Here is a 21,927-nt window from a genome sequence, read left to right on the forward strand (position 1 = left end):
ATCCCGTCGGGGCCTGCACCACATGAAGGACACCCCATGACATCCGCTGCCGACACCGACCCCAGCCCCGCCGACATCCGTACCGACTATCTGGCGCAGATGCGTCAGAAGCGGATGTTGAACATGATCCTGCTGATGATCTTTGCCGCCCTGATGGTGGCCGGGTTCTACACGGCAGATGCGCGCAATGCCGGCGGGTTCTGGAACGGCTGGCGGCACATTCTGGACTTTCCCGCAGATGTGATCGGCGAAGCGATCGAGCGGGCCAACCTGCTGCCGGGCTATTTCGTGAAATACCTGCCCTCGCTGCTGGAAACCATCAACATCGCGGGGGCGGCGACCCTGATCGGGGCGCTGCTGGCGCTGTTTGCCTCGATGCTGGCGACCCGTGGTCTGGCCCCTGTCGGCTGGCTGATCGCGCCTGTGCGCCGCATCCTTGATATCCTGCGCGCCGTGCCCGAAATCGTCGTGGCGCTGGTGCTGATTTTCCTGCTGGGTGGCGGCCCTGTGCCCGCGATGATCGCCATCGCACTGCACACCGTCGGCGCACTTGGCAAACTGTTCTCGGAAGTGAACGAAAACGCCTCGCTCAAGCCTGTTGAAGGGCTGGCGTCGACGGGCGGGTCGTGGATGCAGCAGATGATGCTGGGCGTGGTGCCGCAAGTGGCGCCCAACTACCTCAGCTATGCCCTGCTGCGGTTCGAGATCAACATCCGCGCCTCGGCGATCCTGGGCTTCGTCGGCGCGGGCGGCATCGGCTATGACCTGCGCAACACCATGTCCTGGGGCCAGGGCAAATTCGACGAGGCCGCCGCAATCTTTTTGCTGTTGTTCGGCACGATCATCATCGTTGACCAGATTTCCAGCACTTTACGCAACCGCCTGACCCACGGGAAGGCGTTCAAAGACAAAGGGGCCGTGCTGTGACCGACGCCGCCATCTATGCCACCGCCGACCGTTCGCTGTCCCGCAAACGCATGATCACGCTGGCCGCGCCTGCGGTCATCCTGGCCTATCTGACATATGTCTTCTTTGCCTTTGACGTCGCGGGCCTTGCCGACCGGATCAGCGTGCGCAACATGCAAACGCTGGTGTCCGACACCTACAGCTACAAGGTCCACGTCACCCGCGACAACCGCGACGGCGCGACATCGGTTTCCATCGAAGGCGAGCGCAAGGGCGAATACCCCGCAGGCACCGGCCCCGACTGGGTCGATCTGGCCGACACCACGCGTGTCGATCTGGCCGACGGGTCGGTTATCATGCTGGGCGAAACCACCAGCTATGACATTCCCGGCTATGGCACCGTCACCGCCACCCCCGGCAGCAATGGGGTCAACGCCACCTTCCCGCCGGGTGACATCCCCGACTGGATCAACGCGTCGAAAAACCGCGTGGCCATCACCACCGACGCCGCGCGCCTGACCATCACCCGCAACCGCACCGAAGTGTTCCGCTATTTCTACGGCTGGGAGCTGTTCTTTTTCACCCTCGACAGCCCCTTCCACGGCAAAAGCGTGACCGAACTGCTTGGCTCGGGGCAATACGGCGCGATCTGGTCGGACTTCTGGAGCAACAAGATGTGGCGGCACGCCGACGTGGCATGGGCGTTGTTTGAAACGGTGCTGATGGCATTCCTTGGCACCTTTGGTGCGGCGATGATCGCCCTGCCCATGGGCTTTCTCGCGGCCAAGAATTTTACCCCGCTGGGCAGCCTGCGCTTTGCCGCGCGGCGCGTGTTCGATTTCCTGCGCGGGGTCGACGGGCTGATCTGGACCATCGTGCTGAGCCGTGCCTTTGGCCCCGGCCCGCTGACCGGATCGCTGGCGATCATGCTGACCGACACCGGCACCTTCGGCAAAATCTTCTCCGAGGCGCTGGAAAACGTCGACGACAAACAGATCGAAGGCATCGCCTCGACCGGGGCCAAGCCGATGCAACGCTACCGCTTTGGCGTCATCCCGCAGATCACGCCGGTGCTGCTGAGCCAGGTGCTGTACTATCTGGAAAGCAACACCCGCAGCGCCACCATCATCGGCGCGATCACCGGCGGCGGTATCGGGTTGCTGCTGACCCAGGCGATCATCACCCAGAAGGACTGGGAAGAAGTGTCCTATTACATCATCCTGATTATCCTGATGGTCATGGCGATGGACAGTTTTTCGGGCTGGCTGCGCCGCCGTCTGATCCAGGGCACCGGCGAGGGCACGCACTGATGGCCCGGCTAAGTGCCGACGCACCGTTCCTGCACCCCGATTGTGAAATCACCGACGCGCAGTTCGGCCGCTATGTCGAGATCGGTCGCGCCAGCCGCGTGGCCTACAGCACCATCGGGGATTATTCCTATTGCGACCGGATGGCGGACATCGCCAATGCCGAGGTGGGCAAATTCAGCAATATCGCAAGCTGCGTGCGCATCGGCGCCACCGACCACCCGATGGACAAGGCCAGCCTGCACCACTTTCACTACCGATCAGCAGACTACTTTGACGACGCCGAACACGACACCGCATGGTTCGACCACCGCCGCAGCCGCCGTGCAACCATCGGTCACGACACATGGCTGGGCCACGGCGCACAGGTCCGGCCGCAGGTCACCATCGGCCACGGTGCCGTGGTGGCGGGCGGTGCCATCGTCACCCGTGACGTGCCGCCCTATATGATCGTGGCGGGCATTCCGGCGGTGCCCCTGCGCGCCCGCTATTCCCGTGACATCGCCGACCGGATGATGGCGCTGGCGTGGTGGGACTGGAGCCACGAGCGCCTGCGCCAGACGCTGGACGACTTCCGCGCACTGCCCGCCGAGGCGTTTCTGGAAAAATACGAATAGCGTCCGCGTCAGTCCCCGTGCGGGTAACGCAGCCGGGTCTGCGCGCCGGTCGTCGCAACCTCGACCCTGAACACGGGCGCGCCGCTGTCCTCTGCCTTGGCACACTGGTCCGGGGCGGTCTGGCACAAAACGATCCTTTGTCCGGTCATCTGCTCCATCCGAAAGGCCAATGCCCTTTCAGACAGAAGACCAACCGCTTTGGCAGTGCTCAGCGACGTGACATCGCCATAGACCAATACGGGCCCTTCAGCGGCATTGATCGCACGGGCCATCGCACGGGTTTCGGCCTGCCAAGGGCGGTAAATCGTATACAGGCTGAACGTATGAACCATATAGCTCAGCACGATCAGCAGCGTGAAATTGCGCGCCATGCGGTCCGCAAACCCGGGGGTCCGGCCCAGCAACGCCGCCGCCCGCACAACGATCACCGCATAAAAGATCCACACGAACAGGAAGGACCGCGACGGGGCCACAACGCCCAGCTTCAGCACCTGAAGCACCATCAGCGCCATACCCAGCCACAGCCCCGCGTGCAGGTACAACGCCTCGCGCGGGGCATGACGGATCAGCACCAGCGTGGCACCGATCAGCATCGCCACGTGGAAATAGGCCGCCGGTGTGAACATGAAACTGATCTTGACCATCAGGAAGGACAAGGTTTCGGCCAGCATGGGCAGGTTGGCGATCATCCCGCTCAGGTCCGCCGCCGGGGTCGCCTGACGCCAGTCGTCCAGCGGCACGCCAAAGACACCGTGGACCTGCCAGTTCAGCGTATAGGTCAGCAGGATCGCCGCGGCAAAGCTGACCACGAACAGCACGCACAGCCCGATCAGGTCGCGCAGGCTGTGACGCTCGGTGCGCACAAGGCACACTGCCAGCAGGATCAGCGGATAGGTCGTATAAGCCCAGAAGCTGAGGATCACAAAAACCGGCAACAGCGCACGGTGCGTGCCAATCGACAGCCGACAGCCCAGAACTGCGTACAAGGCAACGATGCCCAGCCCCGGGATCAACGTGTTAAACCATAGCGAAATCAACGTGGCTGGCGGCGCCACAAGGATGAAAAGCGCCAGCACGGTTGCATACCACACCCGCCCGTCGCGCCCCATCGCCGCCGCCGCCAGTGCAGCCGCCAGCACGGCCCACAGAACCTGATAGACGGCAAAGTTCATCCACGCCGGGGTGACCACGCTGCGCAGGTGCCACAGGTAATTGATCCAGCGGCCCTCGTGCAGCGTCTTGCCCCAGAACAGCTCTGGCTGGGCCAGCAGGGCGGGGTAATCGTCGAACCGGATGAAGGGATCGGCAAGGTTCGGCAGCGACATCACAAGGACCGCCGCCACCGTGATCGCCGCCACCGGCCACAGCCGCAACGCCTGTGCGGTGCGGTCACGGCTGTGCGGCGCGATGCCTTGCAATGCAGTCGCGACAGTTGTCACGCGGCAGACCGTTTTGCACCGGCGCGCGCGGCGATGATGCCGGCACGGGCCTGTGCGATGCGGGTCACGGTGCCCTGCGGCAACATCGACACGACATTGCGGCGCAAGCGCCACATCGCATCCCCGCCGTTTTTCACGGACATGCCCGCCCCGACAGCATGGTCTGTCACGGCTGCGGGCAGCCCGGCGCGCCCCGCTTCGTTGACGTAAAGCACGGTGTTATAACGATACCACGGCTCGATCGCGCGGTTGTTCGACAGGTGCGGACGGACGCAGTCATAGGCGGTATAGCCCCGCGCCGCGAACAGGTCCTGCCAGAACGACAGCGGCTGCTCGTTGACGTGAAATTCGCCGCCCTGCCCGTTTACGGCTGCGGAAAACAGCACCCGGTCCGACGCCCGCGTCAGGCTGTCGATCAGCGTTTCCGACGCGGATGTGGGCAGGTGTTCGCCCACCTCAAGACTTTGTGCCAGATCGAACCGGCGATTGGTGCACACAGGCGCGGTCAGGTCGGCGGCCATGAAGCTGGCGCGTGGCACCGCCAGCTGGTCCAGGTTCACATAGTCGCCATCGACCGCCAGCACGTCCGCCACACCCGCCTTGTGCCACTCGTTCAGCCACACGCCCCGGCCCGAGCCAAGGTCCAGAACCGACGCAGGTGCAAGCCAGGGGGCCAAAAGGCCGATCACATGCTGCGCCGAACGGCGCGCGCCTTGGTCGATGTAGTCGAAAAACGTATCGGAATAGATATGTGCCATGGATCAATCGCTTTCAGGTCGAGGGATGGGAAAAGACCCAGAGGGTCATAAGGATGAAATTCTGCACCGGCAGGATCACTGTCACCGCAGCGGCGGCGAACCAGTCGTCCAGCGCCAGCGTCGGCGCGATCAGGCCGGTGATCAGGCACGATGTAACCAACCCGCAGCCGACCATGACGCCAAAACGCAACATTTGCGCAGGGTCGGCCAGATCTTTCTGGAAGGTGAACGCAGCCTGCCCGCCATATTGCGCCACGATCGCCAGCCCAAAGGCCGCCACGTTGGCCGCGCCGCGCGGCATCCCGATGTGCAGGAACGCCAGGTACAGCACGATATAAAGCGCAGCGATCAGAACGCCGACAAGCGCAAAGCGGGATATGCGACGGGTGTGGCTCATGGCTCAGACCACCTTGCGCAGCGGCAGCACATCGGCGGCACGGGTGTCTTCGGACACGAAATACAGCGGACGGTTTTTGGCCTCGACGTACAGCCTGCCGATGTATTCGCCCAGGATGCCCAGGGTCAGCAGTTGCACACCCGAAAACAGGCTGATCGCCAGTACCACCGACGCCCAGCCCGGCGCCGTCTGGTACACGATCAGCGAATGCAGCACATAGATCATCATCAGCGCCGAGAACCCCAGGCTGGCAAAGGACATGCGCGTCGCAAACTTGAGCGGCTTGGTGGAAAAGGCGGTCATCGCATCCACGGCAAAGCGCACCATCTTGCGCAAGGGGTATTTCGTCTCGCCCATCGCGCGGGGGGCGCGGGTGTATTCAATGCCGATCTGGTTGAACCCCGCCCATGCAAACATCCCGCGCACGAACCGCGCCCGTTCCGGCATCGACAGAACCGCATCCAGCGCCTTGCGGCTGACCAGACGGAAATCGCCGGTGTCGCGGGGGATGTCGACGTCGGACATCGCGTTCAGCACGCGGTAAAAGGCCCAGGCCGTGGCGCGTTTGAACACCGTCTCGCCCTGCCGTTCGCAGCGGCGGCCGTAAACCACGTCATAGCCGCGATCCATCATGCCCATCATATCGCCCAACAGTTCGGGCGGGTCCTGCAAATCGGCGTCCAGCATGAAAATCCGTTCGCCCTGTGCCGCCTCAAGACCAGCGGTCAGGGCCACCTGATGCCCGCGGTTCGCAGACAGCCGCAGGCCGCGCAATTGCTTGCAGGTCTGTTGCGCCGTCTGGATCGCCGCCCACGTCCCGTCGGTTGAACCATCGTCGACCAGCAAAATCTCGGCCCGGTCCTGATAGAGCGCAACCGCGCGCATCAGCCGTTCCACCAGATGCGGGATCGACGCCTCTTCGTTCATGCAGGGCACCACAACAGAGATCAACATAACAGCCACCTTTCGTTGCTTTTGGGAACTAGCGACAAAAAGTGGCCGGATTGTGTGTGCAATTGGCCCGTTTCAGGAAACAATACATTTCGTATACTGGGGGGTGTGGTGTTTGATATCTGGCACAGTTCTTAGATTTTCCGATTTTTCCAAGCGGAAACCCTGCCAAGTCGCTCAGAAATCACCTTTTCTGTCGGATTTTCTAAAGAGCTGTGCCATGACTTTGTTAAACCAGACCAGATATGGGTAAAAAATGCCAAAAAGACTGCTAAAGATCGATCTTGTAGATCGGTTTTCGCCATATCTTCCTGAACCCGCTGCTCAAGTGCTCATCGGCTTTGTGTGTGCCACACTCGCCGTTTTGGCGCGCGGGGTGGTCGACATCGTCTTTCCCTATGCTGGCCCATTCGCATTGACCTTTCCCTTTGTTCTGTTCGCCACGCTGTTCGGGCGGTGGGGCGCGGGGATCGGCGTGATGTGTTTTTCGGCCCTGTATGCGTGGTATTTTGTTTTGCCGGTCGTCAATTCGTTCACGTTCGAAGACCCGCGTGATGGGCCACGGGTTGTCGTCAACGTGCTCTCTGGGTTTCTGATCGTCGCACTTGCCGAATATTTCCGGCGCTTTGTGCGCAAGGTCTTGCTTGACCGGGACGCAATCGCGGAAGAACGGCGGCTTTTGCTTGAGGAACTGGACCATCGGGTAAAAAACAACTTTACCATGGTAAGTTCGATGGTTCGGATGGAACTGCGGTCCGCCCCAGAGGCCGCTCACCCGTCGCTTCGGATCATCCAGGGCCGGGTCGAAAGCATCGCACGGGCCCACGAAACGCTTTACCGTGGCGATCGGGTGATTGGCGAGGTCGCGATGCAGCCCTATCTGTCGAACCTCTGCACGTCGCTGAACGCCGCATATTTCCACGGCAAAGACACGATTTCAGTCGAAGCCAGCGACGCCTCGCTGCCGAGGGACAAAGCCGTTTCTATCGGTCTTGTCGTTAACGAGCTTTGCATAAACGCCGCCAAGCACGCCTTTCCCGAACGCAGCGACGGGCGCGTCCATGTGAAATTGTTCACGACCGACGCGGCAATGATCGTGTCAGTCTGGGATGACGGTGTGGGAATGAATGATGCAGCCGTCCGCGAAGGAAGCCTTGGCCAGGGACTTATCACCGCATTCTCCCAGCAGGCGGGTGGCACGCTTGAACGGGTCGATGTCGACACCGGCACGAAATTCCAGCTTGTTTTGCCGACAGGTGAAGTCCCGTAGGCGTTCGGTCTTACTTGTCTGAACACCACCTTTCAAACAGCCCCCAAGACCAGACACCAAAGCTATTCCCCCTCCAACGTCAGCGTTATCCTATCCCCCGCGAACCACGTGTTCCCGAACTCCACCGGCACGCCCTCCACGTCCACGTTGATGCTGATCGCGTGCAGCACTGGCGCGCCTTCGGCGATGCGCAGGTGCAGGGCTTGGGTTGCGGTGGCCAGTTTCGCCTTTAGCCGGGTGGACGCGCGGGTATAGTCCGCCACGCCGCCGCGCAGCAGCGCCGCCGTGATCGAACGCAGTTCGTGCAGGTCAGCGGGCAGATCGGGAAAGCGCGCCGCCGGAAAGACGCTGCGCACCAGCCCGACCGGCTGGCCATCGGACAGGGACAGCCCGTGATAATCGTGCACCTGCGCGCCGCTGCCCAGTTGCAGCGCCTTGCATTCCGCAGCCGTGGCGGCGCGGGTCTCAAGCGACAGGATTTCCTTGGCCGGCACCCGCCCCGCCAGCGTCAGGTTCTGGTGAAAGCGCACCCGCTTGCCGATGGGGTAATCGGTCGGCACCTGCGTCACGAATACCCCCGCGCCGCGCCGCGCATAGACCACGCCCTCGTCGGCCAATGCGCCAAGGGCATGGCGCACCGTGTGACGGTTCACGCCAAAGCGCGCGGCCAGCGCCGCCTCGGTCGGCAGCTTGTCGCCTTGGGCAAACTGACCGGCGGTGATTTCGTCGCGCAGATGGGTGGCGATGGATTTCCAGATCGGGGTGCGGGCCATGGGTGTCACCAAAACTTCACAGAAGGGGGGATTGCGGTGCGGGGCGGAATCAGGGATATATTTGTCTAGTTGTATAGGACTCTAGACAAATCGGCAAGGTGTCTACATGAATGAAAAGACCGACCCAAACGCCGCCCGCAAGGCCTGGCTTGGCCTGTTGGCCCGCTGTCGCGCGGCGGATCTGAATGCGCTGTGGACCGGCGCCGCGCTGAACCCCGATCACACTGTTTTGCGCAGCCCCGAAGTGGGCAGCGTCATGGTGCGCGGGCGTGCCGGTGCTGTCGGCAGCGCCTTTAACCTGGGCGAGGTCACCGTCACCCGCGCGTCGGTGCGGCTGGCGTCGGGGCAGGACGGGCATGGCTATGTGCAGGGCCGCGACAAGGTCAAGGCGACGCAGGCGGCGCTGATTGATGCGCTGATGCAGACCGCGCAGGCCGATGCGATCCGCGCCGCGGTGCTGACGCCCTTGCAGGAACAGATGGCGCAAACCCGCGCCACCCGCAGCGCCAAGGCGGCGGCCACCAAGGTGGATTTCTTTACCATGGTCCGAGGAGAAGACTGATGCAGGCCGATGCCCTCTCTGGCGGTTTTGCCAATGCCCCCATCGACGCGGCCCACGCGTTTCGCCACATCATGCAGGTGATGGCCGAACCGGGGCGGATCGAGACCGTGACCGGCGGCACGCCCCCTGCGCCCCTGTCCCAAGCGGCAGGGATCGTGCTGCTGACGCTTTGCGACCCGGACACGCCGGTGTTTCTGGCCCCGTCCCGCGACACAAAGGCCGTGCGCGACTGGATCACTTTCCACACCGGCGCGCCGTTTTGCGGTGCCGAGGATGCAGCCTTTGCAGTGGGCACTTGGGACGAACTGACCGGCCTGCCCTTTCCCATCGGCACGGCGGAATATCCCGACCGGTCCACCACGCTGATCGTCGAATGTGACGCCATCACCAACACCGGCGCCACCCTGCGCGGGCCGGGGATCAAGGACAGCGCCACGCTGTCGCTGCCCGAAACCACCGCCTTTCAGGCCAATGCCAAGCTGTTTCCGCTGGGTCTGGACCATTTTCTGACCGCAGGCGACCAAGTGGCCGCCCTGCCCCGAACCACAAAGGTGTCGTAATGTATGTAGCCGTCAAAGGCGGAGAGCGGGCGATTGACAATGCCCACGCATGGCTGGCCGAAGAACGGCGCGGCGATGCGTCGGTGGACGAACTGTCCGTCCCGCAAATCCGCGAACAGCTCAAGCTGGCCGTCAACCGCGTCATGGCCGAAGGGTCGCTGTATGATCCGGACCTTGCCGCGCTGGCGATCAAGCAATCGCGCGGTGATCTGATCGAGGCGATTTTCCTGATCCGCGCCTATCGCACCACCCTGCCGCGCTTTGGCGGGTCGATCCCGATCAACACCGAAACCATGGCCTGCGACCGCCGTGTCTCGGCCACGTTCAAGGACGCGCCGGGCGGGCAGATGCTGGGGCCGACCTTCGACTACACGCACCGTTTGCTGGATTTCAAACTGGCCGCCGAAGGGGACGTGCCCGCAGCGGAACAGGCCGAGGGCAGCACCGCGCAAACGCCGCATATCATGAGCTTTCTCGACCGTGAGGGGCTGATCCAGAGCGAAGTGGACAGCGACACGACGCCGCCCGACCTGACCCGCACGCCGCTGGAACTGCCCGCGACGCGCGATCTGAGGCTGCAATCGCTGACCCGTGGCGACGAGGGGTTCATCCTTGGGATGGCGTACTCGACCCAGCGTGGATATGCCCGCAACCACGCCTTTGTGGCAGAGCTGCGGATCGGGGTGGTGCCGGTGGAGATGGAGATTCCCGAACTGGGCTTCTCAATCGAGATCGGCGGGATCGAAGTGACCGAATGCGAGACGGTGAACCAGTTTCAGGGCTCGAAAACGCAGCCCCCGCAGTTCACCCGTGGCTATGGGCTGGTGTTCGGCATGTCCGAGCGCAAGGCGATTTCGATGGCGCTGGTGGACCGTGCGCTGCGCTGGAAAGAACTGGGCGAAGACAACCTTGGCGCGCCGGCGCAGGACGCGGAATTCGTGCTGTACCATGCGGACAACATTCAGGCGACGGGGTTTCTGGAGCACATCAAGCTGCCCCATTACGTCGATTTCCAGTCGGAACTGGAGCTGATCCGCAAGCTGCGGCGTGAGGCGCAGGGTAATACCGCTGCGCAGTCTGATACCTCAGAGGCTTCCCCTCTCGGCGGTGAAACCGCCTGCCGGGCAACGGGCGGGAGTTTATCTGGCAAGATGAAGGAGGCTGCGGAATGAGTGATTACCTCTCAATCTTGCGTCCGGCGGAACGCCGGACAGCGCCCGGCCGCCCCCACCCGCGGCCGAAGGCTGTCCTTAGTGGCAAATTCGGCGGGCCAAGCGAATTTCACCCTTTCTTGGGAAAGAAACTCTCATGACTGACTACAACTTTGCCTATCTGGACGAGCAGACCAAGCGGATGATCCGCCGCGCAATCCTCAAGGGGCTGGCGATACCGGGCTATCAGGTGCCATTTGCCAGCCGTGAGATGCCGATGCCCTATGGCTGGGGCACGGGCGGGGTGCAGGTGTCTGCCGCTGTGTTGACGCCCGAGGACACGTTCAAGGTGATCGACCAAGGGGCCGACGACACCACCAACGCGGTGTCGATCCGGCGGTTCTTCGAGAAGACCGCAGGCGTGGCCGTGACCGAAGCGACGGCGAAAGCCAGCGTGATCCAGACCCGCCACCGCATTCCCGAAGAGGAGCTGCGTGCCGATCAGATACTGGTTTACCAAGTGCCGATCCCCGAGCCGCTGCGCTTTCTGGAACCGTCCGAGGTGGAGACCCGCAAGATGCACAGTCTGGAAGAATACGGGCTGATGCATGTGAAGCTGTACGAGGACATCAGCCAGCACGGCGCGATTGCCACGTCCTATGCCTATCCGGTGAAGGTCGAGGGGCGCTATGTCATGGACCCCTCGCCCATTCCAAAGTTTGACAACCCCAAGCTGGAGATGGCCGCGATCCAGCTGTTCGGCGCGGGACGGGAACAACGCATCTATGCAGTGCCGCCCTATAGCAAAGTCGTCAGTCTGGATTTCGAGGATTTCCCGTTTGAGGCCAGCAAGGCGGACCACGCCTGTGATCTGTGCGGAGCGACCGACAGCTATCTGGACGAGTTGATTGTCGATGACGACGGCGGGCGGTTGTTCATGTGTTCGGACACCGATTATTGCCAGGGCCGCCGCGCGGCGGGGCATGTGGGCGCGCAGGGCGTCCCGATTGAGGAGGACGCGGCATGACACCGCTTTTGCAGGTAGAAGGCGTGGCAAAATACTATGGCGCGCGGGTGGGATGTACGGACGTGTCGTTCGATCTGTACCCCGGTGAAGTCATGGGGATCGTGGGCGAAAGCGGGTCGGGCAAGTCGACCTTGCTGAACTGTCTGGCGGGGCATCTGACGCCCGACGCGGGTGCCGTGCGCTTTGACACCAAGACCGACGGATTGCGCGACACCGTGACCATGCGCGAACCGGAACGGCGGATGCTGGGGCGCACCGACTGGGCGTTTGTCCACCAGCACGCCCGCGACGGGCTGCGCATGAACGTCAGTGCTGGCGGCAACGTGGGCGAGCGGCTGATGGCCGTGGGCGCGCGCCACTATGGCAGCATCCGCGACACCGCGACCGACTGGCTGGGCCGGGTCGAGATCAACGCCGACCGCATCGACGACCGCCCCACCGCCTTTTCGGGGGGCATGCAACAACGCTTGCAGATTGCGCGCAATCTGGTCACCGGGCCACGGCTGGTGTTCATGGACGAACCCACCGGCGGTCTGGACGTCAGCGTGCAGGCGCGGCTGCTGGACCTGTTGCGCGGGCTGGTGCGCGAGATGGGGTTGAGTGCGATCATCGTGACACATGATCTGGCCGTGGTGCGGCTGCTGGCCGACCGGCTGATGGTGATGAAAGACGGTCATGTGGTCGAGACGGGGCTGACCGATCAGGTCTTGGACGATCCGCAACATGCCTATACGCAGTTGCTGGTGTCGTCGGTGTTGCAGGTGTGACAAATGTTTCGCGCGCGAAACATTTTATATTTATTAACAGTAGGTTAACACAATGATCCAAGTTGAAAACCTGTCCAAGTCGTTCACCCTGCACAATCAGGGTGGCACCGTCATTCCGGTGATGGAGGGGGCCGCGTTCGATGTGGCGGCGGGCGAATGTGTGGGGCTGATCGGCGCGTCGGGCGCGGGGAAATCCACGCTGATGCGGATGCTCTATGGCAACTATCTGGCCGCGTCGGGGCATATCCGCATCGGTGGGGTGGACGTGGCCACCGCCCAGCCGCGCGAGATATTGGCGTTGCGGCGGGACACGCTGGGTTATGTCAGCCAGTTCCTGCGGGTGGTGCCGCGCGTGTCGACGCTGGACGTGGTGGCCGAGCCGCTGTTGCGCACCGGCCATAACCGCGACGCAGCACAGGCGCGTGCGCGTGCCCTGCTGGCGCAGTTGAACATTCCCGAACGGTTGTGGGGGCTAAGCCCCACCACGTTTTCGGGCGGCGAACAGCAGCGGGTGAACATCGCGCGCGGCTTTGCCTATGACTATCCTGTGCTGTTGCTGGACGAGCCCACCGCCAGTCTGGACGCCACCAACCGCGAGGTCGTGCTGACGCTGATCGAAGGGGCCAAGGCGCGCGGGGCTGCCATCGTGGGCATCTTCCACGACGAGGCGGCGCGGGACCGGGTCTGTGATCGGGTGATTGATGCGGCGGCCTTTACCCCCGGCATGGCGGCATGAGCGGGCGGATGATCGCCGTTGTCGGCCCGTCGGGGGTGGGCAAAGACACGGTGACGCAGGCGCTGGTGGATGCGGCCCCGCAGCTGTCGCTGGTGCGGCGCGTGATCACCCGCGCGGCGGACGCGGGCGGCGAGGATTACGACGCGGTCAGTGTGCCGATGTTCATGGGCATGCAGGCGGCGGGCGAATTCGCGCTAAGCTGGCAGGCGCATGGTTTGCGGTACGGCATTCCGGCCAGTGTGGACGGCGATCTGGCGCTGGGGCGTGATCTGCTGGTGAACCTGTCGCGGTCTGTGCTGGAGGCCGCACAGGCGCGGTTCGGCACCATGCCGGTGCTGTTGCTGACCGCCAGCCCTGCTGTGCTGCGCGCGCGCCTGACCGCGCGGGGCCGTGAGGATGGCCGCGAGATCGACGCACGGCTGGCGCGCGCGGGCTTTGCCCTGCCCGGGGGCATCAACGCGATACATATCGACAATTCCGGTCCGATTGCGGACACGGTACAGCGGGCGCTGCGCGCTCTTTATCCACAGAAAGACGTGACACTGACATGACCCAAGAGACCGTATTGACCAACGCCCGCGTGGTGCTGCCCGACGATGTGATCACCGGCACCGTGGTGCTGCGGGACGGCAAGATTTCCGATGTATCCTCGGGCGGCACGGGCGTGTCGGCGGCGCTGGATTGCGCGGGTGATTTCGTGGCCCCCGGCCTGATCGAGCTGCACACCGACAATCTGGAACGTCACATGGTGCCGCGCCCCAAGGTCGACTGGCCCCACCGCGCTGCCATTCTGGCCCATGACCGCGAGCTGGCCGGCACCGGCATCACCACCGTGTTCGACGCCATTCGCGTGGGGTCGATCCTGTCGGGCGATCACAAACGCTATGGCAAATATGCCCGCCAGATGGCCGATGAAATTCTGGACATGCGCAACCGCGGGGCGCTGAAGATCAGCCACCACATCCACCTGCGCGCCGAGATTTGTTCGGAAACGCTGGAGGAGGAGCTGGGCGAGTTCGGGGCCGACGACAAGGTCGGGATCGTGTCGTTGATGGACCACACGCCGGGGCAACGGCAGTTCCGCGATGTGTCGAAGTTCGAGACCTATGTGCGCGGCAAGCACAACATGCCCGCCGAGGGCTTTGCCGAATATGTGGCGTTTCTGTACGGGTTGCAGGACCGGCTGGGGGCGAAGCACGAGGCGGCGGCGGTCGCAGCGGCGGCGCGCTATGGTGCGACGCTGGCCAGCCACGACGACACCACGGCGGATCAGGTCGCGGCCAGCCATGCGCACGGTGTTGCGGTTGCGGAATTCCCCACCACGGTCGAGGCGGCAGCGGCCTGCCGTGCGGTGGGCATCGCCAACATCATGGGCGCGCCCAATCTGGTGCGCGGCGGGTCGCATTCGGGCAACGTGGCGGCGCAGGAGCTGGCGCAGGCGGGGCTGCTGGACATCCTGTCGTCGGACTACGTGCCTGCGGCACTGTTGCAGGCGGCGGTGCAACTGGCGGATGTCTGGGACGACATGGCCCGCGCGATTGCCACGGTCACGGCGACGCCTGCGCGGTCCGTGGGGCTGACGGATCGGGGCGAGATTGCGGTGGGCAAACGGGCCGACCTGATCCGCTTTGGCCTGCTGGAAGGCGCGCCGCTGGTACAGGCGGTGTGGTCGGAAGGGCGGCGGGTGGCTTGAGGGGGCGGCTGGTGCGGGTTCGGACATGACCCTACAGCCCGCCCCGGCCTTCGCAATGAAACACGGAGCCGTGCATTGTCGGGCCGAGGTGCGGCGATGCCACCTTGGTCCATGCCACTTTATGCCAGCCAAACACATCCCACCGTTCTGTCAGGCACTACACCAACCAAATCGCCGTGCCGGCGGGCAGCCCGGCGATGCGCGGCAGCCTTCGGTTTTGTTCCGCGCTTTGGCGCCTAAGTTAGGGCAAGGTGGACGGCAACGCTGAGGAGTCCAGCGCCGTCGGTTCGGGGTGTGGTCCTGGGCGCGGGGATCGGGTTATCCGCGCCGCACCTCCCCCTCAATAATTCACCGTCACCACCACATTGTCCGTGTACACCCCGACATAGGCGTTCTGCCCTGCGGGGATGCGGCCGTAGACGGTGAAGACGTTGTCGGTGCCGGTGCCGTAGCCCGCCGCGCGGGTGCCTGCTGTGTCACCCCAGGGGGCCGAGCGGCCTGCGTCGCGGTATAGGCCGTAGGACAGCGTTTCGGTGCCGTTGCGCAGGATGCGGTTCGCGGTGTCGCCGCTTTGACCGCTGCCCAGCGACACCGTGTAGTTGGTGTCGGACGTGCAGCGCACAGTGATGGACGACGACGCGTCCTTGGGCTGTTGGATGCTGCTGGAAATGATGCCGAAGGCCATCGGCGACACCACCAGTTCACAGCTTGGCACCACGTCGGCGCTGACGGTAAAGGGCGGCACGGTGGCCGCCTTGCCCGGCAGGTCGCAGGCGACCAGACCGTACCGCATCGAGACGTCGGCGCTGCCCGAAAAGGTGGAACTGTAGCTGCCGCTGCCAACCGACACGCTGCGGCTGGTGATGTCGGCATAGATCGGCACCTGCGCGCTGCCGGACCCCAGAAGGGTGACCACCGGCACGTAGATTTGTTCAAGCACGCCAAAGCCTGCGCCGTAGCCCAAGGGGCGCAATTGATAGGACAATGTCTCGCCGTTGACGCCGCGCATGTAGCGCGGGTTGTTGCCGCTGCTGGCCCCGCCCTGCCCTGCGCCAAAGGTCAGGCACACGCCCACCACGTCCAGCAACTCGCCCCGGCATTCCACGGTGATCGTCCCCGACGTGCGGTTGGTCGCCCCGCTGCGCACCGAGATGGAGCCGAAGTTGATGTTGCTGACCGAGGCCGAACAGGCCGCCTGCGCCGCGCGCGGTGTCATCACCACACAGGCCAGCAGCAGGGCCGCGCATATGGACAAAAGGCGGCTCATTTACAGGTCACCGGGTCGATCATGTCCTGCATCGCTGCCGTCTTTTGATAGACGAACCGCGCGGTGCAGCTTTGGCCCTGATAGCGGACCTTGACGGTGTTGTTGCGTTTGACGCCTTCCAGCCAGACCACGCCGTCGTAGCCCACGATGAATTCATCGTCCGAGCCGTTCAGGAAAGCAGCCGCCCCCGTGGGCAACACGGCCCCGTTCGCGTCGCGCAGCACGGCCAGCACCGACGGCGCGTCGTTGCCGTCAAAGCGGACCAGTTCGCCCGCGTTGCGCCCCGGCACGATGTCGACGGCTGTCACCCCGACCGAGGCGTCGGCGGGCAGATCGTTGACGTTGATCGACACCCGGCTGCGCTGGTGCGACGCCGCGCCGGTGATCACGGCGACGCCCTTGCCGTTGGTGCGCGCGATGGGGCGGTTTTGCAGGTAGACGGGCACATCGGCCACGCCCACATCGACGATGGCAAAACCGTCGGTGACGGTGTTGCCCGCCGCAAAGCGCCCGCCGGTGTAGACGATCGCGCCTTCGGCCTCGCCGCGGATATAGGTGGCATCGTCCGACAGCTTGATGTCGGCCCCGATCTTGCCATAGCGGCCACGGTAATCGCCGCGCGCCCCGGCCAGGAAGGTGTTTCCCTGTTTTTCAAGCTGTGCGGCATAGCCGATGTCGCCCACGTCTTCGCCCAGCGGTTTGGACACGTAAAGGCTGGCGGTTTGCATCCCCGTCTCGTCGCGGCCCGCGCCCGACCGCAGGTGGGTGCGGTTGCCCAGCGGCATCGACAGGTTCAGCGCGAATTTCTTGTCATCGGTGTCAAAGTTGCGCGATCCGGTCAGGCTGAGCGATCCGCGCCCACCTTTCAGCGTGTGGCCCACGGACAGCGACACGATACGGTCGGTTTCCGTGGCCCGTTCGGAGTGCACATAGTTCAGCCCCAGTTTCGAGCCGGTGCGCGCCAGCGGCACCGACAGGCTCAGCACGTCCAGCGCGCGGGGCGTTTCCAGCAACGAATTGCCCCCTGCCGCAATCAGGTCGATGCCGGTGACGGACGCCAGATCGGCATAGCCTTCTTGCGACCGCAGGGTCGAGGCGTTCAGGTCGATGCCGGCCACGGTGGTGCGCACGGTGGCGTGGACGAAACCGGCGGTGACGTCGTTGTACTGGCTGGCCCCTGCGGTCATCGACACTTCGCCCAGCGAAAAGGGGACAAAGTTCGCGCCGACGCCCAACAGGGCCAGATCGCGGGTGGCCTCGAAGTGGCTTTCGAGGGTGATTTTTTCGGAGAAACCGTAGCGCAGGCTGCCCGATATGATCAGGTCGTCGCCATAGCTGTTGCTGGATGTGCCATAGTCTTCGCGGGCATAGCCCACTTCAAGCGCATAGTCGGCCATGCCCGGTTTGATCAGGTTGCGCGCGGTAAAGAACGACACGCGGCGGCGTTCCTCGCGGCCCTGTTCGTCGCGCACCACGATGGTGGCATCGCCGGCACCGGTGTGCAGCGGCAGATCCTCGATGCGGAACGGGCCGCTGTCGACATTGGTGGAATAGGCGCGGTTGTTGTCGATGAAGACATCGACGGTCGAGGGCACGGCGGCGGCCCCCGAAAAGGTCAGGCGCTGGTCCTTGACCAGATCGCTGCGCAGGCCGAAATCACGGCGCACCTGAAAGCCGCCCATGCGGATCGGGCGGCTCCATTGCAGGCCGGATGTGGTCAGGTCGCCAAAGGTATAGGTCAGCGCGCGCTTGGTATCGACCACTTCGAAGTTGGTTTCGAAACGCACAAAACGGTTGTCGTCCGCACCCACGCCCGCAAAGCGGTACAGGCCGGTGGAATTCAGCGTGCCGAAGGGCGTGAAAACCCGCCCGTCCAGTGCGGCGCTGACGTTGTTCATACCAAAGTCCGAGATCCCGTCGCTGCTGCTGAAATCGGCGGCGACACTATAGTTCAGCACCGCGCCCGACGTGCGGTCGGGGGTTTCGAAGGGCGGCGCGCTGGCGGCAGAGATCACGCGCGGTTCCAGCGCCTGAAACGGCGCTTCGATATAGATTTTCTGCGCTGTGGCGTCGTAGTTGAAGGTCAGGCCCGCGATGTTGTCAAGGTAGACAGTCGCCCCCAGCCCCGCCGGGGCCTTGATGCCGATTTCTTCCAGTTCGGTGCGGGTGGAGGACAGGCGGTTTTCGGCGGGGTGCGCCATGAATTCGGCAACCAGACCAATCTCGCGGCCATTGATCAGCACGAACAGAAACAGCGGTGTGTCCTGCCCCAGGTCAGAGAACCCGTCCGAGATGACAGCCGTGGCATCCAGGGATGCCGCCTGTGTCACCTCGGTGGAGGGTTCATAGCCGTCGATGGTTTCGGGCATTGCGAACACAGGTCCGCAAATCCCGCCCATCAACAGTGCGAGTGTAAGGCGTTTGTGCGCCATGACATGAAGGTCCCGATTGCCTGTTTGGCCTTGACGGCTCTGATTGTCCTGGGAAGTCGTGTCGTCAGGGTTGGGTCAGCTAAAGCACAGGGGCACGGAATGCCGGACCTGCAACTTCACGGCCTGGCCGCTTTGCTCTTTGCCGGGCAGACGGTCCACCAGAACGCGGTAGCATTCGCGGCCACGCACGGCGCGCTTTTTGGTGCGCACAACGCGCACGGTCAATTCCTCGCGCGGGTTCAGACGGGCCGCAGGCGGGCTGATCACCACGTCGCGGGTGGCTTTCATTTTGCTGGGGTCCTGGCCCTCTTTCCATTCCATGACGCGCAATTGCAGAACCGAGGCTTCTTTGCCGTCTGCCTTGAGTGTCAGCGTGGTCTGGTTCGATGCGGGCACTTCCATGCGGGTCGGAGAGACCGACAGGCTTTCGGCAAGGGCCGCCGGTGCGGCCAGCGGGCCAAGCGACAGCAAGGCCGCGCCGAAACCGATGGACCGCAGGGCTGTGGTTTTGATGCTCGACTGTTTCATGTCCTGTCCTTTCCTCAGTATGTCAGCGTGACAAGAATGGTGTCGGAATACAGGCCTGCGTTGTAGCTGCCTGCGGGGATCTGGCCATAAACGGGAATGACCAGCGGGATCGCGGCGCTGACATCGCCCGAATAGATATTTTCAGCCGCGGCAATGGCGCTGGAGTGACCCGCGTCCGCGTAGACCGAATAGGGCAGGAAATTGCCGTCGGTGCTGATCATGCGGCGGGTGCCGCCGCTGGCGTTCTCGCCTGCGCTGAGCGAGACCGAAATGTCGCTGCGTGTCGACGTGCAGATCACGGCCAGCGAGCCGGGAACGGCCTGCGAGGTGGCCGTGCTGTTGTCGATACTGGCAAAGGACAGCGCGGTGGCTGCGTTCAGCGTGCAGGTGTCGAGAACGACGGCCGACACACCAAGGTTGGACGTTACAGTGTCTGCCGCATAGGCGGGCGCTGCAACGGCCAACATGGCGCCCATCAGGGCCCCGAATTTGGGAGTAATGTAGTTCATAATAACCTCTTGCTACTAGTTACAGACCCGAAACGATCCTGCTGGACCGGCTTGGGCAACTGCCGGAGTTTTCACTAAACTTTGAGGCAGGACTGAGGCACTGTCTGGGAATTACGCCGAAGCTTGACTGCGCAACAGATCATATAAACAAGGGGTTAGAGCTGGCGCCCTCCGATCTCCCTATGATTGCAAAGGGGGCCGGATATTCCTAAAATTGAGGCGAAACCTTTGCGTCTCGGCAGCGTTGGGGCGGGATTGTTCACGTATCGGTGGCAATAAGAATGCGGCAGAATTCGTTCATTCAGCACGCTGGCACAAAAAGGGCGGCTGCGTGAAGCAACCGCCCTGGGCTCGGGAGGGTCGGCCCCCCCGTCCTATTTGGCGAACATCTGCGGCAGAAACAGGACAATGTCCGGATAGGCGATCAGCACGGCCACGATCAGCAGATCGACGATGACAAACCAGAACACGCCTTTGAAGATGGTGGACAGCGATGCGATATTGCCCACCACGCCTTTGATCACGAACACGTTCATCCCCATCGGCGGGGTGATCATGCCGATTTCCAGCAGCTTCACCAGCACCACGCCGAACCACAGCAGGCTAAAGCCGGTTTCGTCCACCAATGGCAGCACCACGGGCAGGGTCAGCAGCATGGCCCCCACGGGTTCCAGCATCATGCCCAGCAGCAGGTATACAACCACGATGCCCACCATGATCAGCACGGGCGACACGCCGAACGACAGGATGGATGACGACAGCGCGTCGCCAATACCGGACAGCGCCAGAAAACGGGTCAGCAGGCTGGCCCCGACGGCAATGATCAGCAAGGCGGCGGTTGTGGTGATGGTTTCCACAACGGCCATGCGCAGCGCCTTGAGCGTCAGCGTGCGGTAGACCAGCGCCACCAGCGCGGACAGCGTGGCACCGATGGCTCCGGCCTCGGTCGGGGTGAAGACGCCGCCAAAGAGGCCCGCAAAGACACCGATCACGATCAGCAGCACCGGCCACGTCTGGCCCAGCGCGCGGATCTTCTGGGCGCGGGTGGCCTGGGTGTGGACCGGCGGGGCCAGGTCGGGGTTCAGTTTGACCCGCACCACGATCAGCAGGACATAGGCGATCAGGGTGATGACCCCCACCACCAGCCCGCCCAGGAAAAGCTGGCTGACCGACTGGCGCGAGATGATGCCGTAAAGGATCATCAGGATCGACGGCGGGATCAGCGCGCCGATGGTGCCTGCCGCGGCAACCGTGCCGGTGGCCAGTTCGGCGCTGTAGCGATGGCGGATCATCTCGGGCACCGCGATCTTGCCCATGGCCGCCGAACAGGCCACGGACGAGCCGGTGACCGCCGCAAAGCCCGCGCAACCAAAGACCGAGGCGATGGCCAGCCCGCCGGGCAGCCCCGACAACCAGACCTGCGCCGCGCTGAACAGCCCTTGGGTCAATTTGGTGTGGTAGCAGATGAACCCCATCAGCAGGAATGCGGGGATCGAGCTGAGCACCCAGCTGTTGGCAAAGTTATAGGGCACGATGCCCAGCGATCCCCACGCGATGTTCCAGTTGAACATCGACCACAGTCCGGCAAAGGACACGGCAATCAGCGACACACCGATCGGGATACGCATGAGGATCAGAAAAAACAGGGCGCCGATGAACAGGCCCGCGATTTGAAGTTCAGACATCAGGCGTTTCTTTCGACAGATAGGGGTCTTCGACGGTCAGGATGCTCAGGCCACTGTCGCGGCCCAGCGACAGGGCGATCAGCTTCCACGCCGCCACCAGCGCCATCAGGCCAAAGCCAACGGGCAGCACGAAATAGGTGGGCCAGATGATCACCTTGCCGCTGGCTTCGATGGAATAGGCCCCGGCTGCATATTTCGACATGGCTTCCTGACCTGTGCGCACAGCGACGGCGGCCATGACCACGGCGGTCAGCAGCAGCGCGACAAAGGCCAGAACGCTTTGAACGGAATTGGGCAGTTTTTCGACCAGCAGTTCCACGGCGATGTGGCTGTCTTTTTCTTCGACCAGCCCCAGCGGCAGGAACGCGATGGCGACCATGTAAAAGGCCGAGACATACAGGATCGTCGCATCAAGCGGCGTCGAGAACATAAAGCGCATCAGCACGTCAAGCGTGACGTGGATCACAAGCATAAGCACCATGATGCCCGCGATGCCAGAGGCCCCCGCGACCATCCACGAGATGAGCTTACCAATCGGTTTCATCGCAGTGAGTTTCCTTGTTCGGATATAGGAAAAGGGGCGCAAGGCCAC

General features: G+C 63.4%; 23 protein-coding genes. 12 read left to right on the plus strand and 11 right to left on the minus strand.

Annotated elements, in window-relative coordinates:
- Window positions 1–36 precede the first annotated feature (36 nt).
- The 3 genes from phnE (AAC077_RS14155) to AAC077_RS14165 are packed head-to-tail and all read left to right on the plus strand — an operon-like array spanning window position 37 to window position 2,830.
- Window positions 37–927: a phosphonate ABC transporter, permease protein PhnE gene (phnE, locus tag AAC077_RS14155; RefSeq protein ID WP_339770685.1), complete on the plus strand. Its 891-nt coding sequence runs from the start codon at window positions 37–39 to the stop codon at window positions 925–927.
- 50 nt (window positions 928–977) lie between these two features.
- A complete protein-coding gene (gene phnE / locus AAC077_RS14160) occupies window positions 978–2,216 on the plus strand; it encodes a phosphonate ABC transporter, permease protein PhnE (RefSeq protein ID WP_339770862.1) in 1,239 nt (412 codons plus the stop codon).
- Window positions 2,216–2,830: a chloramphenicol acetyltransferase gene (locus AAC077_RS14165; protein WP_339770687.1), complete on the plus strand. Its 615-nt coding sequence runs from the start codon at window positions 2,216–2,218 to the stop codon at window positions 2,828–2,830. The genes phnE (AAC077_RS14160) and AAC077_RS14165 overlap by 1 nt, the downstream gene beginning before the upstream one ends.
- An 8-nt stretch (window positions 2,831–2,838) precedes the next feature.
- Here the strand turns inward: AAC077_RS14165 and AAC077_RS14170 are convergent, their stop codons facing one another.
- From AAC077_RS14170 to AAC077_RS14185, 4 genes are read right to left on the minus strand one after another with little or no spacing between them, the layout of a single operon-like run.
- Entirely contained in the window at window positions 2,839–4,269 is a 1,431-nt protein-coding gene (locus AAC077_RS14170; protein ID WP_339770689.1) for a hypothetical protein, read from the minus strand.
- Window positions 4,266–5,027, minus strand: a complete 762-nt coding sequence (locus AAC077_RS14175) for a class I SAM-dependent methyltransferase (RefSeq protein ID WP_339770691.1) — start codon at window positions 5,025–5,027, stop codon at window positions 4,266–4,268. Before AAC077_RS14175 ends, AAC077_RS14170 begins: the two co-directional genes overlap by 4 nt.
- Window positions 5,028–5,040: 13 nt before the next feature.
- On the minus strand, window positions 5,041–5,424 hold the full coding sequence (locus AAC077_RS14180) for a GtrA family protein (protein WP_339770693.1): 384 nt from the start codon (window positions 5,422–5,424) through the stop codon (window positions 5,041–5,043).
- A 3-nt stretch (window positions 5,425–5,427) separates the two neighbouring features.
- Window positions 5,428–6,378, minus strand: a complete 951-nt coding sequence (locus AAC077_RS14185; RefSeq protein ID WP_339770695.1) for a glycosyltransferase family 2 protein — start codon at window positions 6,376–6,378, stop codon at window positions 5,428–5,430.
- Window positions 6,379–6,631: 253 nt separating this feature from the next.
- Between AAC077_RS14185 and AAC077_RS14190 the strand changes: the two genes are divergently transcribed.
- Complete coding sequence (locus AAC077_RS14190; protein ID WP_339770697.1) at window positions 6,632–7,645, plus strand: histidine kinase dimerization/phosphoacceptor domain -containing protein; 1,014 nt, start codon at window positions 6,632–6,634, stop codon at window positions 7,643–7,645.
- Between the two features lie 62 nt (window positions 7,646–7,707).
- Here the strand turns inward: AAC077_RS14190 and phnF are convergent, their stop codons facing one another.
- Window positions 7,708–8,418 (minus strand): phosphonate metabolism transcriptional regulator PhnF, encoded by a 711-nt coding sequence (phnF, locus tag AAC077_RS14195; RefSeq protein WP_339770699.1) that lies wholly within the window; start codon window positions 8,416–8,418, stop codon window positions 7,708–7,710.
- A gap of 106 nt (window positions 8,419–8,524) precedes the next feature.
- Here phnF and phnG point away from each other — a divergent pair, with 106 nt between their 5' ends.
- The 8 genes from phnG to AAC077_RS14235 all read left to right on the plus strand — a co-directional run bounded on the left by phnG (window position 8,525) and on the right by AAC077_RS14235 (window position 14,914).
- Entirely contained in the window at window positions 8,525–8,980 is a 456-nt protein-coding gene (gene phnG / locus AAC077_RS14200; protein WP_339770701.1) for a phosphonate C-P lyase system protein PhnG, read from the plus strand.
- Window positions 8,980–9,540 carry a phosphonate C-P lyase system protein PhnH gene (gene phnH, locus AAC077_RS14205; RefSeq protein WP_339770703.1) on the plus strand — a complete coding sequence of 187 codons (561 nt, stop codon included), beginning with the start codon at window positions 8,980–8,982 and terminating at the stop codon, window positions 9,538–9,540. The genes phnG and phnH overlap by 1 nt, the downstream gene beginning before the upstream one ends.
- Window positions 9,540–10,712, plus strand: coding sequence for a carbon-phosphorus lyase complex subunit PhnI (locus AAC077_RS14210; RefSeq protein ID WP_339770705.1), 1,173 nt, complete (start codon window positions 9,540–9,542; stop codon window positions 10,710–10,712). Before phnH ends, AAC077_RS14210 begins: the two co-directional genes overlap by 1 nt.
- Before the next feature lie 136 nt (window positions 10,713–10,848).
- Window positions 10,849–11,718, plus strand: coding sequence for an alpha-D-ribose 1-methylphosphonate 5-phosphate C-P-lyase PhnJ (locus tag AAC077_RS14215; RefSeq protein ID WP_339770707.1), 870 nt, complete (start codon window positions 10,849–10,851; stop codon window positions 11,716–11,718).
- The gene (gene phnK / locus AAC077_RS14220) at window positions 11,715–12,485 is read left to right on the plus strand and encodes a phosphonate C-P lyase system protein PhnK (RefSeq protein WP_339770709.1); all 771 of its coding nucleotides are present in this window, start codon (window positions 11,715–11,717) and stop codon (window positions 12,483–12,485) included. The genes AAC077_RS14215 and phnK overlap by 4 nt, the downstream gene beginning before the upstream one ends.
- Before the next feature lie 52 nt (window positions 12,486–12,537).
- Window positions 12,538–13,221, plus strand: coding sequence for a phosphonate C-P lyase system protein PhnL (gene phnL, locus AAC077_RS14225; protein WP_339770710.1), 684 nt, complete (start codon window positions 12,538–12,540; stop codon window positions 13,219–13,221).
- Window positions 13,218–13,772 (plus strand): phosphonate metabolism protein/1,5-bisphosphokinase (PRPP-forming) PhnN, encoded by a 555-nt coding sequence (gene phnN, locus AAC077_RS14230; RefSeq protein WP_339770712.1) that lies wholly within the window; start codon window positions 13,218–13,220, stop codon window positions 13,770–13,772. Before phnL ends, phnN begins: the two co-directional genes overlap by 4 nt.
- On the plus strand, window positions 13,769–14,914 hold the full coding sequence (locus AAC077_RS14235) for an alpha-D-ribose 1-methylphosphonate 5-triphosphate diphosphatase (protein WP_339770714.1): 1,146 nt from the start codon (window positions 13,769–13,771) through the stop codon (window positions 14,912–14,914). Before phnN ends, AAC077_RS14235 begins: the two co-directional genes overlap by 4 nt.
- A 340-nt stretch (window positions 14,915–15,254) precedes the next feature.
- Here AAC077_RS14235 and AAC077_RS14240 read toward each other — a convergent pair whose 3' ends face one another.
- The 6 genes from AAC077_RS14240 to AAC077_RS14265 all read right to left on the minus strand — a co-directional run bounded on the left by AAC077_RS14240 (window position 15,255) and on the right by AAC077_RS14265 (window position 21,879).
- A complete protein-coding gene (locus AAC077_RS14240) occupies window positions 15,255–16,181 on the minus strand; it encodes a spore coat U domain-containing protein (protein WP_339770716.1) in 927 nt (308 codons plus the stop codon).
- Window positions 16,178–18,613, minus strand: a complete 2,436-nt coding sequence (locus tag AAC077_RS14245; RefSeq protein ID WP_339770718.1) for a fimbria/pilus outer membrane usher protein — start codon at window positions 18,611–18,613, stop codon at window positions 16,178–16,180. The genes AAC077_RS14240 and AAC077_RS14245 overlap by 4 nt, the downstream gene beginning before the upstream one ends.
- A gap of 75 nt (window positions 18,614–18,688) precedes the next feature.
- Window positions 18,689–19,141, minus strand: a complete 453-nt coding sequence (locus AAC077_RS14250; protein WP_339770720.1) for a fimbria/pilus periplasmic chaperone — start codon at window positions 19,139–19,141, stop codon at window positions 18,689–18,691.
- Window positions 19,142–19,155: 14 nt separating this feature from the next.
- Window positions 19,156–19,650 (minus strand): spore coat U domain-containing protein, encoded by a 495-nt coding sequence (locus AAC077_RS14255; RefSeq protein WP_339770721.1) that lies wholly within the window; start codon window positions 19,648–19,650, stop codon window positions 19,156–19,158.
- 374 nt (window positions 19,651–20,024) lie between these two features.
- Window positions 20,025–21,335, minus strand: a complete 1,311-nt coding sequence (locus AAC077_RS14260; RefSeq protein WP_339770723.1) for a TRAP transporter large permease — start codon at window positions 21,333–21,335, stop codon at window positions 20,025–20,027.
- Window positions 21,328–21,879, minus strand: coding sequence for a TRAP transporter small permease (locus AAC077_RS14265; RefSeq protein ID WP_339770725.1), 552 nt, complete (start codon window positions 21,877–21,879; stop codon window positions 21,328–21,330). Before AAC077_RS14265 ends, AAC077_RS14260 begins: the two co-directional genes overlap by 8 nt.
- Window positions 21,880–21,927 lie beyond the last annotated feature (48 nt).

The organism is uncultured Pseudosulfitobacter sp., assembly GCF_963976325.1.
Taxonomy (GTDB): Bacteria; Pseudomonadota; Alphaproteobacteria; order Rhodobacterales; family Rhodobacteraceae; genus Pseudosulfitobacter.